The organism is Frigidibacter sp. RF13 (genome assembly GCF_026626305.1).
Lineage (GTDB): Bacteria > Pseudomonadota > Alphaproteobacteria > Rhodobacterales > Rhodobacteraceae > TMP-24.
In genome coordinates this window covers 383,986-401,961 of sequence record NZ_JAPNUE010000001.1, presented here as the reverse complement: position 1 = coordinate 401,961, position 17,976 = coordinate 383,986, and the positions used below count along the sequence as shown (strand labels likewise).

The 17,976-nt window shown below is 65.2% G+C and carries 16 protein-coding genes; 6 read left to right on the top strand and 10 right to left on the bottom strand.

Going from position 1 to position 17,976, the window contains the following annotated elements; translation table 11 throughout:
• The first annotated feature begins 54 nt into the window (after positions 1 to 54).
• Positions 55 to 1,557 carry a choline-sulfatase gene (betC, locus tag OU426_RS01915; RefSeq protein ID WP_267632156.1) on the top strand — a complete coding sequence of 501 codons (1,503 nt, stop codon included), beginning with the start codon at positions 55 to 57 and terminating at the stop codon, positions 1,555 to 1,557.
• Between the two features lie 14 nt (positions 1,558 to 1,571).
• Here betC and OU426_RS01910 read toward each other — a convergent pair whose 3' ends face one another.
• The 7 genes from OU426_RS01910 to bcoG form a co-directional block, all read right to left on the bottom strand.
• A complete protein-coding gene (locus OU426_RS01910) occupies positions 1,572 to 2,048 on the bottom strand; it encodes a hypothetical protein (RefSeq protein WP_267632155.1) in 477 nt (158 codons plus the stop codon).
• A gap of 48 nt (positions 2,049 to 2,096) precedes the next feature.
• Entirely contained in the window at positions 2,097 to 2,900 is an 804-nt protein-coding gene (locus tag OU426_RS01905) for a carnitinyl-CoA dehydratase (RefSeq protein WP_267632154.1), read from the bottom strand.
• A 3-nt stretch (positions 2,901 to 2,903) separates the two neighbouring features.
• Positions 2,904 to 4,964 (bottom strand): acetate--CoA ligase family protein, encoded by a 2,061-nt coding sequence (locus OU426_RS01900; protein ID WP_267632153.1) that lies wholly within the window; start codon positions 4,962 to 4,964, stop codon positions 2,904 to 2,906.
• Positions 4,965 to 5,009: 45 nt separating this feature from the next.
• The gene (locus OU426_RS01895) at positions 5,010 to 6,173 is read right to left on the bottom strand and encodes an acyl-CoA dehydrogenase family protein (protein WP_267632152.1); all 1,164 of its coding nucleotides are present in this window, start codon (positions 6,171 to 6,173) and stop codon (positions 5,010 to 5,012) included.
• Between the two features lie 10 nt (positions 6,174 to 6,183).
• Complete coding sequence (locus tag OU426_RS01890) at positions 6,184 to 6,936, bottom strand: SDR family oxidoreductase (protein WP_267632151.1); 753 nt, start codon at positions 6,934 to 6,936, stop codon at positions 6,184 to 6,186.
• Positions 6,933 to 8,384, bottom strand: coding sequence for a carnitine 3-dehydrogenase (locus OU426_RS01885; protein ID WP_267632150.1), 1,452 nt, complete (start codon positions 8,382 to 8,384; stop codon positions 6,933 to 6,935). Before OU426_RS01885 ends, OU426_RS01890 begins: the two co-directional genes overlap by 4 nt.
• Positions 8,385 to 8,452: 68 nt before the next feature.
• A complete protein-coding gene (gene bcoG / locus OU426_RS01880; protein WP_267632149.1) occupies positions 8,453 to 9,370 on the bottom strand; it encodes a 3-dehydrocarnitine:acetyl-CoA trimethylamine transferase BcoG in 918 nt (305 codons plus the stop codon).
• A 307-nt stretch (positions 9,371 to 9,677) separates the two neighbouring features.
• On the opposite strand from bcoG, the gene OU426_RS01875 reads away from it, so the two are divergent.
• Both OU426_RS01875 and OU426_RS01870 read left to right on the top strand, forming a co-directional pair.
• Positions 9,678 to 10,673, top strand: coding sequence for a glycosyltransferase family 2 protein (locus OU426_RS01875; RefSeq protein ID WP_267632148.1), 996 nt, complete (start codon positions 9,678 to 9,680; stop codon positions 10,671 to 10,673).
• Positions 10,670 to 12,727: an ArnT family glycosyltransferase gene (locus OU426_RS01870; RefSeq protein WP_267632147.1), complete on the top strand. Its 2,058-nt coding sequence runs from the start codon at positions 10,670 to 10,672 to the stop codon at positions 12,725 to 12,727. Before OU426_RS01875 ends, OU426_RS01870 begins: the two co-directional genes overlap by 4 nt.
• Positions 12,728 to 12,819: 92 nt before the next feature.
• Here OU426_RS01870 and OU426_RS01865 read toward each other — a convergent pair whose 3' ends face one another.
• Together OU426_RS01865 and OU426_RS01860 are read right to left on the bottom strand one after the other, a co-directional pair.
• Positions 12,820 to 14,913, bottom strand: a complete 2,094-nt coding sequence (locus tag OU426_RS01865; protein WP_267632146.1) for an enoyl-CoA hydratase-related protein — start codon at positions 14,911 to 14,913, stop codon at positions 12,820 to 12,822.
• Positions 14,914 to 14,977: 64 nt separating this feature from the next.
• Positions 14,978 to 15,337 carry a TraR/DksA family transcriptional regulator gene (locus tag OU426_RS01860; protein WP_267632145.1) on the bottom strand — a complete coding sequence of 120 codons (360 nt, stop codon included), beginning with the start codon at positions 15,335 to 15,337 and terminating at the stop codon, positions 14,978 to 14,980.
• Positions 15,338 to 15,467: 130 nt separating this feature from the next.
• Here OU426_RS01860 and OU426_RS01855 point away from each other — a divergent pair, with 130 nt between their 5' ends.
• From OU426_RS01855 to OU426_RS01845, 3 genes are read left to right on the top strand one after another with little or no spacing between them, the layout of a single operon-like run.
• Positions 15,468 to 15,893 carry a YeeE/YedE family protein gene (locus OU426_RS01855; protein ID WP_267632144.1) on the top strand — a complete coding sequence of 142 codons (426 nt, stop codon included), beginning with the start codon at positions 15,468 to 15,470 and terminating at the stop codon, positions 15,891 to 15,893.
• 4 nt (positions 15,894 to 15,897) lie between these two features.
• Positions 15,898 to 16,332: a DUF6691 family protein gene (locus OU426_RS01850; protein ID WP_267632892.1), complete on the top strand. Its 435-nt coding sequence runs from the start codon at positions 15,898 to 15,900 to the stop codon at positions 16,330 to 16,332.
• A 14-nt stretch (positions 16,333 to 16,346) separates the two neighbouring features.
• A complete protein-coding gene (locus OU426_RS01845) occupies positions 16,347 to 16,754 on the top strand; it encodes a protein tyrosine phosphatase family protein (protein WP_267632143.1) in 408 nt (135 codons plus the stop codon).
• A gap of 72 nt (positions 16,755 to 16,826) precedes the next feature.
• On the opposite strand, the gene OU426_RS01840 is transcribed toward OU426_RS01845, so the two are convergent.
• Positions 16,827 to 17,912: a FliM/FliN family flagellar motor C-terminal domain-containing protein gene (locus tag OU426_RS01840; protein ID WP_267632142.1), complete on the bottom strand. Its 1,086-nt coding sequence runs from the start codon at positions 17,910 to 17,912 to the stop codon at positions 16,827 to 16,829.
• Positions 17,913 to 17,976 lie beyond the last annotated feature (64 nt).

The window sequence follows — 17,976 nt, the reverse complement described above, 5'->3', positions numbered from 1 at the left end:
GCCCCGCACTATATGAGGTTTGAATGACATAGCTACAGAAAAAGGAGCCCGCCCATGTCACGCCCGAACATTTTGATCCTGATGGTCGACCAGCTGAACGGCACGCTCTTTCCCGATGGCCCGGCGGACTGGCTGCATGCGCCCAATCTGAAGCGTCTCGCCGCCCGTTCGGCGCGCTTTTCGACCTGCTACACGGCCTCGCCGCTTTGCGCGCCGGGCCGCGCCTCGTTCATGTCGGGGCAGCTGCCCTCGAAGACCCGCGTTTACGACAATGCCGCAGAGTTCGCCTCCGATATCCCGACCTACGCCCATCACCTGCGCCGCGCAGGCTATCAGACCGCACTGTCGGGCAAGATGCATTTCGTCGGCCCCGACCAGCTCCATGGCTTCGAGGAACGGCTGACGACCGACATCTACCCCGCCGATTTCGGCTGGACGCCGGACTACCGGAAACCGGGCGAGCGCATCGACTGGTGGTATCACAATCTGGGCAGCGTAACCGGCGCGGGCGTGGCCGAGATCACCAACCAGTACGAATATGACGACGACGTCGCCTTCCAGGCCTGCCAGAAGCTCTACGATCTGTCGCGCGGCGCCGACGCCCGGCCCTGGTGCCTGACCGTCAGCTTCACCCACCCGCACGACCCCTACGTCGCCCGCCGCAAATACTGGGACCTTTACGAGGACTGCCCGCATCTCAAGGCCCCCGAACCGATCCCCTACGCGGCGTTGGACCCCCATTCGCAGCGCCTGATGGATGCCTGCGACTGGCGCAGTCTTGAGGTGACGCCCGCCCATGTGGAACGCGCCCGGCGCGGCTATTTCGCCAACATCAGCTACATAGACGACAAGCTGGGCGAGATCCTCGACGTGCTCGAAGCGACCCGGCAGGAGGCGGTCATTCTCTTCACCTCCGACCATGGCGACATGCTGGGCGAGCGCGGCCTGTGGTTCAAGATGAACTTCTTCGAAGGCTCGGCCCGCGTGCCCCTGATGATCGCCGCGCCGGAAATCGAGGCAGGCCGCGTCGACACGCCAGTTTCCACCCTCGACGTGACCCCGACCCTCGCCGCACTGGCCGGCCTTTCGCTCGACGAGGTGGCGCCCTGGACGGCAGGCGAAAGCCTCGTACCCGTTGCGGCCGGCAACACCCGCGCGCCGGTTCCCATGGAATATGCCGCCGAAGGTTCGATCACCCCACTCGTTGCCCTGCGCGACGGCCCCTGGAAATATATCCGCTGCGCGGCCGACCCGGAGTTGCTTTTCAACCTCGACGAAGACCCCGCCGAACGGGCGAACCGCGTCAGTGACCCCACCGCCGCCTCGGCACTCGAACGCCTGCGCGCGTTGGCCGACGAACGCTGGACCCTCACCCAGTTTGATGAAGAGGTCCGGCAAAGCCAGGCCCGCCGTTGGGTCGTTTACAAGGCGCTCAGGAATGGCGCCTATTTCCCTTGGGACTACCAGCCGCTCCGGGCTGCCTCCGAACGCTACATGCGCAACCACATGGATCTGAATATTCTGGAAGAATCGAAACGGTTCCCGCGCGGCGAGTAGACCGGGACGGTCCGTCATGCGGACCCTGCCTGTTCGGCCGCAGGAAGGTTCTGTTCCAGACTGTCCCGAAACCCCTCGGGATATCTGAGCCGGATCGCCTGCCAGGTGGTCATGTAACCCGGTGCCTCGGCATCCTGCTGGAAGGCCCTGACATAGGCCTGCCAGACATCCAGATCGATGAGCTGCTGTTCGAACTGCACATAGGCGCTGTTCAAGAGCGATATCTTGCAGGCAACCAGCCGGTTGAACAGGAACCGCTCGCCCGAAGTCAGGTTCGCCAGATCCTCAGCTCCACGCTCATAGACGTCTGCATGCTGGGTCAGGATGGAGAACACCTGAACCTCAAGCGACATGAGGCCCTGAACCGTCGCGCCTTCGATCGCGTCAGCGTTGCGCCGAACCTCGTAGACGACAAAGCCAAGGGAGATCAGACCGCCAAGCACCCCGAGAACCGTGGCAATCGCGGTGACCTGTTCCCAACCCCAATCCATAGCCCCCCCTTTCCTGGCACTATGACCGGAAATCTTCCCCCCGCAGGCTCATCGCCCCTTCCAGACCGGATCGCGCTTCTCGGCAAAGGCGCGCGCGCCCTCCAGCTGGTCTTCCGACGAATAAAGCCGGTCGACAGTCGGCATCTGCCGCTTGGTGATCCGGTTCAGCGCATCCTGGAAGCGCATGTTCTCTGCTTCGCGCACGACTTCCTTGATCGCGGCATAGACGAGCGGCGGCCCGCTTTCGAGAAGCCGCGCCAAAGCCCAGGCCTTGGGCAGCAGGTCTTCCGGCGTGGTGATCTCCTTCACGATCCCCCAGCGATGCGCCTCCTCGGCATCGAACCAGCGCCCGGTCAACAGAAGGTCCATCGCCACGTGATAGGGAATGCGCTTTGGCAGTTTGATCGAGGCCGCATCCGCCACCGTGCCCGAGCGGATTTCCGGCAGCGCGAAGGTCGCATTGTCGGAACAAAGGATCAGGTCTGCCGACAAGGCGAGTTCCAGCCCGCCACCACAACAAATCCCGTTCACCGCGCAGATCACCGGCTTGTTGAGGTTCGGCAATTCCTGCAGCCCGCCGAAGCCGCCCACGCCATAATCACCATCGACTGCATCGCCTTCTGCGGCCGCCTTCAGGTCCCAGCCCGGGCAGAAGAACTTCTCTCCCGCCGCGCGCAGGATGCAGACCCTGAGACTGTCATCGTCGCGGAAATCGCGGAATACGAGCCCCATCACCCGGCTCGTCGCAAGGCTGATCGCATTCGCCTTCCCCGCTTCCAACGTCACCTCAAGGATCGCGCCCTCGCGCCGGGTCTTGACCGGCCCCTCGGTCCGCATCTGCATCTCAGCCATCTCTCACGCCTTTCGTATCAAAGCATCGACCGCCACCGCTCGTTCGGGCGTCGCGATCAGCGGGTTCACGTCAAGCTCCTGCAGCCCCGGCTCGGCCGCCGCATAGGCGGCGATCGCCTGCACCGCGCGGACGATGGCGCCCATGTCGGCAGCCTTCGCGCCCCGCCATCCGGCCAGCAGCTTCGCGATCTTCAGGCGACCGAGCGCGGCCCGGATGTCGTCATTCGTCGCCGGCAGCAGGATCGAGGCAGTGTCGGCCAGCATCTCGGCCATCACGCCCCCCGCGCCAAGCGTCAGCATCATCAGCCCGGTCGGGTCGCGGGTGATCCCGACCAGAAGCTCGGCCACCGCCCCCGTCACCATCTCTTCGGCAAGGAAACCTGTCGCGCCTGCCATCGCATGGGCCGCAGCCGCCGCCTCGTCTGGCGACCGGATATGCAGCTTCACCGCCCCCGCCTCGGTCTTGTGGGCGATCCCCTGCCCCTTCACCGCAAGCGGCATCCTGAGTCGCCCCGCCGCCACCGCCAGAGCCTCGGCGCTCGCCGCCGTCACCGATTGCGGCACGTCGAGCCCATGGGCCGCCAGTGCGGCCTTGGCCTCGGCCTCGGACAGAACCACACCACCCTCCGGCGCGCCGCGCAGCAGAACCGGCGCAGCCGCCGGGCGCGCCGCCAGCCGCCCTGCCCGGATCGCCACGTCGATGGCCTCAAGCCCCTCGACCATGCCGAACAAAGGCACGACCCCCGCCGCCGAGAATTCGGCCGCCAGGTCCTCGGTCAGGTTTTCGGGCATCGAGACCAGGACCGCCGCCCGCGCACCCGTTCGCCGCGCCGCCCCAATGATCGCATCGACCGCGCAGCGATAGCCTGCCTGGCTGCAACGATCCGGCCGCGGCAGATCGAGGACGAAGACGCAAAGCGCCCGCTGTTCATCCAGAACGGCCGCGAAACAGTCCGTCATCCGCTCGGTGTCGCCCCAGATGAACGTGTGATAGTCGAGCGGGTTCGCCACCGTCACAATCGGCCCGAGGATCGCGTTCAACCGTGCCTTGCCCTTGGATGAAAAGGCCGGCCATTCAATCGCTGTCCCCAAGGCACAATCGGCCATCAGGCTCGCCTCGCCGCCCGAACAGCTGACCGAGCCGATCCCAGCATCCCGCAATGGCCCGCCGAAATGCAGAAGCTTCAGCGCCTCAAGGAAGGTCGTCAGCGACCGCACCTCGACCATCCCCAACCGCGCGATCAGCGCCGACGAGGCCGCAGCCCCGCCGGCAAGCGAGGCAGTATGGGTCATGGTCGCCGCCTGAGCCGCCTCGGAATGACCAGACTTCAGCACCACGACCGGCTTGCCCTTCGCCCGCGCGAGAGCCGCCAGCGCCTCGAACGCCCGGATATCACCGAAGCCTTCAATATGCAGGCCAAGCGCGGTAACGCGGGGATCATCCAGCGCCATCATCCCCAGTTCCGACAGCGAGGTTTGCGCCTGGTTCCCAGCGGTCAGCACATAGGCAATCGGCAGGCCGCGCGCCTGCATCGTCATGTTGATCGCCATGTTCGAGGATTGCCCTACAATGGCAATCCCGCTCTCGACCGTCAGCCCGCCATGCTGGTCAGGCCAGAAGGTGACATTGTCGAGATAGTTCAGAAACCCATAGCAGTTCGGTCCGACAATCGGCATGTCGCCCGCCGCCGCCACCAGTTCGGCCTGCAGGTCGGCACCCCCCGTCCCTTCGGCCTCGCTTTCGGCGAACCCGCTTGCAAAGCAGGTCGCGCCCCCCGAACCCATGGCAGACAGTCGCGCCACGACGTCAATGGAAGCCTCGCGGTTCACGCCCACAAAGGCCGCATCCGGTGCGCCGGGCAGATCGTCGATCGAGGCGAAACAGGGCACACCGAGAATATCCGCCCGCTTGGGATTGACCGGCCAGATCGCGCCCGCGTACCCCGACTTCTGCAACTGCGCGATGACATTGCCCACCCATCCGCCGCCGAAGAGCGCAATGGATTTCGGCCGAAAGAGCCGCGTGAGGTCCCGCCGTACCGTCACCTGATTCATATCCTTCATTGTGGTCCAAATATCCCGGGGGTGCGGGGGCAGAGCCCCCGCATCTCACGCTCCCAATGCCCGCAACAGTTCCCGGCTGATGATATGCCGCTGGATCTCGCTGGTCCCTTCCCAGATGCGCTCGACGCGCGCGTCGCGCCAGATCCGTTCCAGCGGCAACTCGTCCATCAGTCCCATACCGCCGTGGATCTGGATCGCCTCGTCGGCGATCATCGCCAGCACCTCGGTCGCCTTCAGCTTGGCCATCGACATGTCGGCCTCGGTCACCGAACCCTGATCGTATTTCCAGGCGGCTTCACGGGTCAGCAGCTCTGCCGCTTTAAGTTCCATCGCCATGTCTGCCAGTTTGAAGGAAATTCCCTGGAACTTTCCGATCTTTTGGCCGAACTGTTCACGCTCTGCCGCGTAGGAAATCGCATGCCCCAGCGCCCGCTCGGCGCGGCCGAGGCACGTGGATGCCACCTGCAGCCGCGTGGCGCCCAGCCAGGAATTCGCCACCTCGAACCCTTTATGCACCTCGCCGAGGATCTGGCGCTTGTTTAGGCGGCAATCGTCGAACTCCAGAACCGCGTTCGTGTAGCCCCGGTGCGAGACATTGCGGTAACCGTCGCGGACGGTGAACCCCTTCGTGCCCTTGTCGACAAAGAAGGCGGTGATCTTCTTTTTAGCACCCCTCGGCGTCTGTTCTTCACCCGTCGCCATGAAGACGATGGCGAAACCGGCGATATCAGCATGGCTGATGAAGTGCTTGGTTCCATTGAGAATCCAGTCGTCGCCGTCTTGCCGCGCGCTCGCTTTCATGCCGCGCAGATCCGACCCAGCACCGGGCTCCGTCATGGCAAGGCAATCCCAGGTCTCACCCCGGATACAGGGGTAAAGGTACTTTTCCCGCTGCTCCTCGTTCCCCGCCAGAAGGATGTTCGACGGGCGCGCGACGCAGGTCCAGTGCAGCGCATAGTTCGCGCGGCCCAGTTCCTTCTCGTAGAGCAGCCACGACAGCGTATCTAGGCCAGCGCCACCAACTTCTGCCGGCATGTTCGCCGCGTAAAGCCCGGCCTCCATTGCCTTTTTCTGGATTTCCTTGATCAGCTCCAGCGGCAGTTCGCCAGTGCGTTCGACGGTCATTTCATGTGGGTAAAGCTCGTTCTCCACGAACGACCGCGTCATGTCGACGATCATCTGCTGTTCTTCGGTCAATCCGAAATGCATTTTCTTCTCCTTACGGATCAACGTTGTAGGTCATGCCATCGACAGCGAGCGCCTGACCCGAGATCATGCGCGCACCGTCCGAGGCCAGGAAAAGCGCCATGCTGGCTACGTCTTCGGGGTCCGACAGGCGTTTCAGCGCCGTGCCCGCCGCATAGCCCTGCCGCACAGCGTCGGGCGTCATGCCCTTGGCTTCCGCTTCCGCCTCGATCACCCGGTCGATTCGGGGGCCGTTCACCGACCCCGGACAGATGGCATTCGCGCGGATGCCAAAAGGTCCAAGCTCCATCGCCACCGTCTTCATCAGACCGATCACGGCCCATTTTGCCGCCACATAGGGCGCGCGGTAAGGTGTGCCGTAAAGGCCCGAAGTCGAGGAGGTGAAGATCATCACACCCGACCCGGTAGGCTTCATCAGTCTTGCGGCATGCTTGGCAGCCAGCATTGCGCCATCGAGGTTGACGGCCAGGCATTGGTGCCAGCCGTCCAGCGGCATCTCCTCGATGGCCGCCGTCGGACCCTTGATCCCGGCATTCGAGCACAGAACATCAATTCCGCCCCATTCAGCGCTGATTTCGCTGAACAATGCCGCCATGCAATCTTCTTCGGCCGCATCGCATACTGTCGCCCTGATGCCCGCCGGCGCCGCGCCCACTGCCGCGGGATCGACGTCAGTGACCCAGACCCGGTCGCCCGCAGCCGCAAAGGCCCGCGCCATCACCAGGCCGATGCCATTTGCGCCGGCGGTGATCAGGACCCGTCTCACTTGCGCTGCCCACAGAAACGCCCGGCGTCCTTCGGCATGGGCAGTGCCTTGTGCGCCTCGGCGATGGGCATGAGCTTCGCAAGCACCTCCGGCGCCGCCGGGCAGGTCTTGCCGGCCTTCATGTCGACATGCAGCAGCATCTGTTCAAGGCTCGCCACGACCTCGTCCCCGCGCGTGATGCGGATGAAGACATGGAGCCGCTTCTCGTCGGCATGCAACACCTGCACCGAACCGGTCAACCGGTCGCCAAGCTTTGCTTCGCCCAGATGCATGATATGTGTCTCGGCCGTATAGTAGCTGTGGCCACCGGCGACATAGTCCATGTCGGCCCCGATCAGCCTGAGAAAATTGTCAGAAGTTTCTGAAGAGGCGAACAAATACCGGCTTTCGGTCATGTGGCCGTTATAGTCGATCCATCCCGGCAGCACCTGCATGTGGGCCATCGCCATCGGCTCGGCCTTGGGGGGCTCGGGCAGCCTGGCGGCCAGCATCTTGTCGTGATCCTTCAGGACCTTGCCCGCACCCCAGTTGCGGTCTTTCAGGACCCGCATGAAACCGATGAGGTTCGAGTCGCGGATGCGCTCCAGCTCGCGGATCGAATATTTGCCCGACTGTTCGTCGGACTGACCGGCGATCAGATCGACCAATTCGTCATTGAATTCAGGCACATCCATGAGCTTGGTCCAGGGCCAGGTCAGGCAGGGCCCGAACTGGGCGAGGAAGTGCTTCATGCCTGCCTCGCCGCCGGCGATACGGTAGGTCTCGAAGAGGCCCATCTGACCCCAGCGCAGGCCGAAGCCCATGCGGATCGCCTCGTCGATTTCCTCGGTGGTGGCAACACCATCCTTCACCAGCCAAAGGGCCTCGCGCCAGACGGCTTCGAGGAAGCGGTCGGCGATATGGGCGTCGATTTCCTTGCGGACATGCAGCGGGAACATGCCGATTTCACGGAGAATTTCCTTAGCGTTCTCAATGACTTTTGCGTCTGATTTCGCGCTAGGTACGACCTCGGCCAACGGCAGAAGATAGACCGGGTTGAACGGGTGGGCGACGAAGATCACCGAGGGGTCGGCAGCGTTCTCCTGCAGTTCCGAGGGCTTGAAGCCGCTCGTCGAGGAACCGATCGGTACACCGTGCGAGGCCTGCTGGATCTGGGCGAAGACCCGGTGCTTCAGCCCAAGTCGTTCGGAGACGGATTCCTGAATGTATTCAGCGCCTTCCACCGCTTCGGTGATCGTGCCGCAGAAGGTGATCTTGCCCTCGGGCGGCAGCGGAACGTCCGACAGCGCGGGCAGTGCGGCACGGGCGTTTGCCAGCACTTCACCGATCTTGCGTTCGGCCTGCGGATCGGGGTCGAAGACCGCCACGTCCCAGCCATTGAGCAGGAAGCGCGCCGCCCAACCGCCACCGATAACCCCGCCCCCGATGATTGCCGCTTTCCGTGCCATTGCCGTCCCTACCCGTCTGTTTTCTGTCCCGCCCGCGTCGGGCATCCGTCCCGACAGCGTCCCGACAATCAGCGCCCCCTCGGCGCCCGCTTAGTCACGCCGAGCCGCGCCCGTACTTCGTCCGGTCCGACAACCCGCGCGCCCATGTTCTCGATGATCGTGACCGCGCGCTCGACGAGTTGGGCGTTGGTCGCGAGTTGGCCCTTGCCGAGCCACAGGTTGTCCTCGAGCCCGACGCGGACGTTGCCGCCCGCCAGCACCGCTGCGGCAACATAGGCCATCTGGTCGCGGCCGAGGGAGAAGGCCGACCAGTTCCAGTCGGCGGGCACATTGTTGACCATCGCCATGAAGGTGTTGAGGTCATTGGGCGCCCCCCACGGTACGCCCATGCAAAGCTGGACCATGGCCGGGGATTTCAGGACGCCCTCTTTCACCAGTTCCTTCGCGAACCAGAGATGGCCGGTGTCGAAGGCCTCGATCTCCGGCAGCACCCCCGCCGCCGTCATCATGCCGCCCATCGCCCGCAGCATGCCGGGGGTGTTGGTCATCACATAATCGGCCTCGGCAAAGTTCATCGTGCCGCAGTCGAGCGTGCAGATTTCCGGCAGGCAGTCGACGACATGTTCCATGCGGTTCGTGGCGCCGCCCATGTCGGTGCCCTTGGGATTCAGAGGCAGCGGGTTTTCCACATCGCCGAACACCATGTCGCCGCCCATACCGGCCGTCAGGTTCAGGACGACGTCGGTCGCGCTGTCACGGATACGCTCGGTCACTTCGCGGTAGAGTTTCGGGTCGCGCGAGGGCTTGCCGGTTTCAGGGTCGCGGACGTGGCAATGGACGATGGCGGCGCCGGCCTTGGCGGCGTCGATCGCCGAATTCGCGATCTGTTCGGGCGAGCGCGGCACATGCGGGCTGCGGTCCTGTGTGCCGCCCGATCCGGTGACAGCGCAGGTGATGAAGACTTCGCGGTTCATGGACAGCGGCATGGAATCCTCCTCGTTTCGGGAAAGGATAGCCGAGGAATCAGAGCGCACTCACCCCAAAGCGAAATAGTTTAGATGAATTACGCAAGTTTCGACTGAGGTACTCCTCGGAAACTGAGGCCGGCTGAGGCGCTTGTCACCTGGCTGCGGCAGTAACAATCTTGCGCCCCGTCTTAGAAGCGCGCGCTTTTGGCAACAATTTCCGCCCGACTGCTGTTCCCGCCGCCGTCCATGCTAGAAGCGTGCAACAATAGTCCCGTAGCGTGCCCGAGTCGTGCCCATTTCATTTCCCGACAGATTGATGCAGCCCATGAAGAAGATCACGATCGTCTCGCCCTGCTACAATGAAGAGGACAATGTCGAAGCCTGCCACGAGACGGTCAGGGCCATCTTCGAGCGTGAGTTGCCGGGATATGAGCGCGAACATATCTTCATCGACAATTGCTCTTCCGACCGCACGGTCGAGATCCTGAAAGGGATCGCGGCAAGGGACCCGAGCGTGAAGATCGTGGTGAATGCGCGGAACTTCGGGGTGTTCCGGTCGACCTTCAACGGGCTTCGCCATGCCACGGGCGATGCGACGCTCGTGATGTTGCCGGTCGATCTGCAGGACCCGCCGGAATTGCTGCCGGAGTTCGTGAAACTGTGGGAACAGGGCTATGAGATCGTGGCGGGCGCGCGGTCAACGCGGGAAGAGACGTTTGCCTTAAGAACATCGCGCAAGATATTCTACCGTCTGGTAAATGCGCTGTCGGATTTCGAACTGTCGCCCGATGTCGGAGAGTTCCAGCTGATCGACCGCAAGGTGCTGGAAGCGGTGCTGAAGCACAATGACCATTACCCCTATATCCGCGGCATCATCGCCTCGGTCGGGTTCAAGCGGATCATCATCCCCTATACCTGGCGGGCGCGGAAGCGGGGTGTTTCGAAGCACAACCTCTTCATGCTGGTCGATCAGGCGCTGAATGCGATCTTCGCCTTCACCAAGGCGCCGATGCGGGCCTGCACCTTCGTCGGAACCGGGATTGCCGCGGCCTCGATCCTCTTCGCGCTTTTCTCGGTTGTGGCCTATCTTTTCGGCTGGGGCGTAGGACCACGCGGGACGACCACGATCATCGTGGCGCTGTTCTTCCTCTCCGGTATCCAGCTTCTCTTCATCGGCATGCTCGGGGAATATATCACCTCGATCCACAATCAGGTCAGAGGCGGGCCGATGGTGATCGAACGCGAGCTGGTGAACATCGGCAACGAGAGCGCGGCCGAGGCACCCCCGGCCCGGATCGCCAAGGCAAAGGCGCGAGCATGAGGGCGGAGATGCGGGTATTGGGCGCGGCCGCCATCTGGCTGGGTGTGGCGCTGATCGTCGGGGCGATCCTTGTGACCGACGAGATGTACGGGCGCCCTTCGGCGCTGATCGACCGCTGGTATTTCACCGTCGGCGGCGTCGCTGCGATCGTCTTCGGCATCTGCGCGCGGCGCGAGGCGATCGCGTTCGGCATTCTTGCCTTCTTCCTCGTCACCGGCGGCGCGGCGCAGCTTTACATCACCCGGCCGGATTGGTTCCCGGAGATCCGTATTCAACCCAAGAACTGGAAGGAATGGGCGACCTGGGGTGTGATCGGGGCGGAGGCGATGGCGGCGCTTGCGGTCCTGGGCTGGGCCGGTCTGCGCGGCGTCATGCGGACCGCGAATGAGAGGCTCGGGCTGGCCCAGATCACGCTTTTCGTCCTCATGACCGGTATTCTTTCGGTGCCAGTGCTCGACTATATGGTGCGGACTGCTGCCGCTGCTTATGCGGCGCATGTAGTTCTCGGGGTGGGGCTTACGCTTGTCCATTTCCTGACATTCGCGGCGATGAGTCAGGTGAAGAGCCCGATCAGCGGGCTTTACAGGTTGAGCGCCCTCGCGCCTGCGGTCGTCGCTTTCGTCGTCAGCCTGCTTCTGTCCTTCTATGCGTTCGAGCGGATGCCGCATGTCGAGGATGAGGTGGCCTACCTCTTCCAGGCCAAAACGTTCGCGGGCGGCGCACTGACCGCCCCTGCCCCGCCAGAAGCAGCGGCTCCGGGTCTGGAGTACTACCTCTTTGATCAGACCGACGGCCGCTGGTATGCGGCGACAGCACCGGGTTGGCCCGCGGTACTGGCGCTTGGCGTTCTGGCAGGCGTGCCCTGGCTGATCGGTCCGGTTCTGGCGGCGCTGTCGGTGCTGCTGGGCCATGCGATCGCCCAGCGACTATCGGACCGCGATCAGGCCGATCTGGTGGCGATGATGATGGCGGCCTCGCCCTGGCTTGCCGCGATGGCCGCCTCGCTCATGACCCATACGCTGACCCTGTTCCTCATGCTTCTGGCCTGGTGGCTGATCCTCAGGGCCGGTGACGGGCCGCGCGGCGCGCTGAGGCGCTTGTTTCTTGCCGGTCTCGCCATGGGCTGGATCTTCGTGACCCGGCCGCTCGACGGGCTGGTGGCGGGCGGGCTGACCGGGCTCTGGCTTCTGGCGCTCGCGCCGATGGGCGGGCCCGGGCGGGCGCTGATCTATGGCGCGGGCTGCGCTTTGACCGGTTCCGTCGCCCTTTTCTACAACGCACATGTGACCGGCTCGGCCTTCCTGCAGCCGCTGACGCTCTATATCGACCGGAACTGGCTGCCCGGCGCCAATGCCTATGGGTTCGGACCCGAGATCGGGCCGCCGGGCGGCTGGGGTGCGCTTGATCTCTGGCCTGGCCATTCGGCGACCGAGGGGCTGGTGAATGTGATCAACCTCGCCGCCAGCCTGCAGTTCGACATGATGGGCTGGTCAATCGGCTCGCTCGCTCTCGTCCTTGCCTTCCTGCTTTGGCAGCGGCCGAACCGGGCGGACTGGGCGATGATCGCGGTGATCGCCGCCGTCGTTCTTGCCATGTATTTCTACTGGTTCGCCGACAGCTATTACATCGGTCCGCGCTATTGGTTCCTCGCGGCCTTCCCCCTTTTCTACCTCTCGGCCCGCGGCTACATGGCGCTGCGCGAGCGCTTTCCCGACCGGGGCGAAGAGGCGCATGTGCAGATCGATGCACTTTTCTGGTATGCCTGCATCTTCGGGATTTGCGTGTTCCTGCCCTGGCGGGCGGTGACGAAATATTACGAATATAATGGCTTCCACCCGACGGTGCGCGAGGATGCGTCGGACGGACGGTTCGACGGCAAGATCGTGATCGTTGAAAAGAATGGCGACAAGGGGTCGGCGCTGATGCTGAACGATCCCTGGCTTCGCGGCACGATCTGGCTGGCCGAGAGCGAGATGCTGGACGAAGCTGCCCTTGCCGCCGCTTTCCCGGGGCGCGAGATCGTGCGCTACCGGGCGGACTGGACCGGACGCTAAGCCGGTTTTCGTCACGAAATCCGGTCGGACCCTTTCCAAAGGGTCCGGTCCGAGATCTTTGAAAGATTTCGGTTCCGCCCCGATCAACCGGCTTAGTCGCGGTTCAGATCGCCGTAGCTCCGGCCCTCGCGGATCAAGTCATCCCAGATCGGCGCGGGGGACCAGAACCCGTCACCGGCCTCGTCCGCCCATTTCCGCAAATCATCGCGCATCAGAAGCAGCCCCGCCTCGTCTGCGGCCCGCATCGGCCCGCCCCGCCAGCGCGGAAAGCCGTGCGCCATCGCCACCGTGTCGATCTCGGCCGGGCGGCGGGCGCGGCCCTCGCTGAGAAGCCAGGCCCCGGCATTGGCGAGCGCGGCCAGAAGGCGGCGCTGCAAATCCTCCGGCAGGAAGCGAAACCGGGGCCGTTCGCCCGAAAGCTCTGCCTCGATCGCCGGATCGGCCTGCCAGCTGCCGTCGGCGCGGTAGATATGCCAGCCCTTACCCTGGCGGCGGCCGGACCGGCCCTCGGCCACCAGCCAGCGGCGCAGGTCGGCGGCAACAGGTTCTTCGCTCACGCCGGCGCGCCGAAGCCGGTGCACGACGAGAGGATGTGCGGGTCCGTAGAAATCCTCGGCCTCATAAGCGCCCGAGATAAGCCCGAGCTGCTTGCAAGCCCGATCAATCTCGCCCGGCAGCGCGCCGCGCGCGAGGCAACGGTCGGCGGCGTCGGCAAGCGCGCTGTCGAGCCAGGGCGCGATGAAGCCCGGAACCGGCCCGGGCCGCACCACCCGCCAGCCGAGATGGCGCGCCAGCGCGGCGGCGGCGCCCAGAACCACGGGGCTCGCCGTGTCACTGGCGGCGACTTCGAGAATCGTCTGCCGCCGGACCGGTTCGCGCAGGTAAATCGAGGCATGCAGCGACGCATCCCCCGTCGCGCCTGCAAGCGCCACGGGATCAAGCGCGCGCGTGACCGACAGGATCGGCGCATCATGCGGCATGAGCCCGCCAAGCGTCGCGAGCAGCGTCGCACGCCGACCCAGATCGTCGGCTGTCGCGTCGATCACCAGATCGGCCGCCGCCGCTGCATTCATCGCGCCATGGGCGCCGCTCAGCCGCGCCCAGGAGGCTTCGCGCTCCGCCTCGGTCTGATCGCCAAGTGCGACCGCCGCCTCCTCGGCCCGTGCGATCATGGTCAGCGCGCGCGCGAGGCTCGTCGCGTCGGCCTCGATGATCGTGACGCTGAGGCCCTTGCGCAAAAGAAGCGGCGCAAGGCTCGCGCCGATGCCGCCGCCGCCGATGATCGCGACGCGGGCGATCTGCGGCAGATCTGCGGGTGCCGCGAAGCTTTTCGTGGCAATCCGTTCCGCCAGAAAGGCGTGACGCAGCGCCCGCGATTCCGCGGTCGCCATCAGATCTTCGAAGGCGGCCCTTTCGCGCGCATAGCCCTGCGCAGGCGGCAGAAGCAGCGCCGCCTCGACGCAGTCGATGATCAGGGGGGCGGCCTTTTCATGCGCCCCGCGCGGCTCGACCCGTGCATCCTCGATCGCTTGCAGATAGCGCCCGGCGGGCATGGCGCTGCGCGCCGTCCGCTCGGTCGCGGTGGCAAGCGGGCGCTTGCCGCTGACATGATCGGCGGCCCGCCGCCGCGCCGCCTCGCCGGGATTTTCGTTCACCACGAGGTCGATGAGGCCAAGCGCCAGCGCCTTTTCCGCGCCCATCTGCGCGCCGTCGAGCATCATCTCCAGCGCCGCCTCGGGCCCGATCAGGCGCGGCAGACGCTGGGTGCCGCCTGCGCCGGGCAGAAGCCCGAGCGTCACTTCGGGCAACCCGACCTTCAGCGCCGATTGTGCCACGCGGTAGGCCGTTGCCAGCGCCAGCTCCAGCCCGCCGCCGAGCGCCGTGCCATGCATCACCGCGATGACCGGCTTGGCACAGGCTTCGATCCGGGTACATAGCTCTGGCAGGCCCGGCGCCTTCGGCGGTTGGCCGAATTCGCGGATATCCGCACCGACCGGCCAGCTCCGGCCCGCTGCTTCGATCACGACGGCGCCGACGGCGGGATCATCCTCGGCACGGGTCAGCGCCGCGAGGAGGCTCGCGCGCAACGCGTGGGACAAAGCATTCAGAGGCGGATGGTTCAGCGTGATCGTCGCCACGCCGCTCGCAAGGTCATATCCGACCAGATCGCCGCCCAGATCTCCCATGACGCCCCGGTATTATCCGCCTGTTAAGGCAAGTCTCTGTCAGACCGGCGGCAATTTCAACGCCTTATCCGTGCCTGCCGCGATCGGCATCATGGCGTGAGGCGCAGGAGGCACAGAAAGGCGTCGCCGGAATGAGGTCGAGCCTGTTGGCGTCGATCTCTGACCCGCAAGTCGTGCAATAGCCGTATTCGCCCTCTTCCATCCGCCTGAGCGCCGCCTCGATCATCCTGAGTTCATGCTGGGCGGAATGGCCAAGGTCCTCGAGCACCTCGTCGCCTTCGCGCTCGGTCGCCATTTCCTCGAAATCCTTGGCTTCATGCGCGTCAAGCTCCGTCTCGATCTTGTTGAGACGCTTGAGCAGGAACGATTGTCGGCCGGTCAACTGCGTGCGGCGGGCGTCGAGCGATGTGTCGGGCGAATTCATGGCAACTCCTTCGTCTGCCTGAATATGAGGCTGCAAAAGCCCGGGCTTTGACGCAAGTCAAACCTTTCGGCTCTTGTCATATTCTCATTTCAATATATGTATGAAGAGAAACGTCTGAAAGGCGCGCGAAATGCAACAAGACTGGATAATGGGATTCGCGGGCGGGCTGATGATCGGCCTCGCCGGAGCGATCTTTCTTTTGGTGAACGGCCGGATCATGGGCGCGTCGGGCCTGATCGGAGGGCTTGTCGACCGCTCGGGGTGGGGCAATGCGTCTGAGCGGCTGAGTTTCCTCGCCGGGCTCATCCTGGTGCCGGGCGCGCTCGTGCTAATGCGGGGCGGATATGACAATCACCTGACCGACAATCTCACGGTCATCATCGCGGCCGGGGTGCTGGTCGGCATCGGCACGCGGCTTGCGAACGGCTGCACTTCGGGTCACGGGGTCTGTGGCATCTCGCGGCTTTCGCTGCGCGGGATCGCGGCGACGGTGACCTTCATTCTGGCGGGGGGCGCGGCGATGCTGTTCTTCCGTCATCTGCTGGGAGCGATCTGAGATGGTGCGCAACCTTTTCGCCGCGCTCGCGGGCGCGATCTTCGGGCTGGGGCTTCTTCTGTCCGGCATGACCGATACTTTGAAAGTCCAGGGCTGGCTCGACCTGTTCGGTGCCTGGGACCCGACCTTGGCCTTCGTGATGGCGGGAGCGATCCTGCCGATGGCGATCGCCTGGCAGATGACCCGCGTGCGCGGCGGGTCGGTGCTTGGCACTGCCTTCCCGACGAAACCCGATGTGCGCCTCGATCCGAACCTGATCTTCGGCTCGATCCTCTTCGGCGCGGGCTGGGCGCTCGCGGGCCTCTGCCCCGGCCCGGCGATGGCGACGGCGACCTTCTCCGGCGCGGGCGGTCTCCTCTTCCTTCTCGCCATGGTGGCGGGTATGGTCGCCGCGCCTGCCCTCAAGACCCGGATCGCCCGGCTCGGCGCGGCGGCCTGAGCGGAGGGAAGCACATGGAAATCCGGCATCTGACAGAGAGTTACGCGGTCTCGCCGCAGATCGCGCCCGAGGATGTCGCGGCCCTGAAGGCGGCGGGATTCGTGCGGGTGATCTGCAACCGGCCCGACCGGGAAATCCCGCCCGAGCTGCATTCGGAGGCGATGCGCAAGGCGGTGGAGGCCGCAGGGCTTGAGTTCGTCGACAACCAGATCGTGCCGGGCGATTTCTCACCCGCGATCCTTGCCCGCCAGGCCGAGGCGATGGCGGCGGACGGGCCGGTCTTCGCCTATTGCGCGTCCGGCAACCGCTCGTCCATCGCCTGGGCGCTGACCCAGGCGGGCAAGCGCCCGGCGGATGAGCTGATTGGCGCGGCGGCGCGCTGGGGGTACAATCTGGAGCAATTGCGCCCGATGCTGGGCTAGCCGCTCATCGGGCCTTTCAGCCCTCTTCGCGGCGAAGACGCCTGTCAGGGCGGATGAGCCGCTGCGCGCGGCTCAGGCGACCCTTTCCGACAATCCGGCGGGGACGGTATCGCCCTGGCCACCGGCGCTTGCCAGATCGGCGGCGAGCGGACCATCCTCGGCCGCAGTCGGCGCATGGGCGGGCGGGCGTGTGAGCGGTTGTTCGGAGGCAGGCACCGCGACCGTCGGCCCGATGGCAAGGCCGATCGGCTGCTGCCCTTCCTCGGCGGGCCTCAGCCGCAGGATGCGATGGCCGTTGCCCTGACCGAGCTGGGCGAGGCAGATGAGCCTGCCATCTTCGCCCTCGACCTGAACCATATGGAGCGCCTGACGCGACAGCGGCAAGGAATGACCCGCCTCGAGCCGCAGGAGGTCGGCGAGCGGCAGCGTGACCCGGCCCAGAACCGCCTCAACCTCAACCTCCACCCGTTCGATCACCCGAGAAAGCGGCGCGCCCCAGGGTTCCGCTGCCCCGGCTGCGATCCTTTGCGGGCAATCGGCCAGCGCCGGCGCGGGCGCGCCGCGGGCGGGCATGGCGAGCGACAGGAGTGCGGGCCGTCCTTCGGCACCACCGAGCGCGAGCGAAAGGCGCAAGCCGTGATAGAGCGGCGCTTCCAGCATCAGCGCCAAGGGGCGCGGATCGGAAAGGTGGGCACTGTAGCGGAAACCCGTGGCCCAGCCCGCGCCCGAAAAGCCTTCCTCCGCTATAAGCTGGTCGAATTCCGTCAGAACCGCATCGAGGAAACCCGCCATCATCACCGCATCGGTGCGCGTAGGTTTGCGCGGGTCGGGCGGCGTGGCGCCGATCCGGCCAAGCATCAGCTGTTCGGAGAGACCCGACAGGGTGCCCGGATCAAGCACGGCTGTCCCAAGCGCGCCCTCCGGTCCCTCGATCAACAGGACAAGCGCATGATCCGGCAGCAGTTCGGCGATCTCCCCCCCGGTCCGGCTTGCCAGCCCGCCCTCGCGCAGCGCGACGGGCAGGTGCAACTGCCGTTCCGCCACACGCGCGAGCGCGGTGAAGAGCGCACGTTCCAGGCTGAAGCCATCCTCCGCCGGGCGCGGCCGGTGCGCCGCGATCTTGCGGGCAAGAGGCATCTGGTCGTCGCTTGCGTCCATCGTCCCGTTCATCATGCCGCCCGGACGCTTCCGCCAGCGTGCGGGGCTCGGTCAAAGCCTGCCT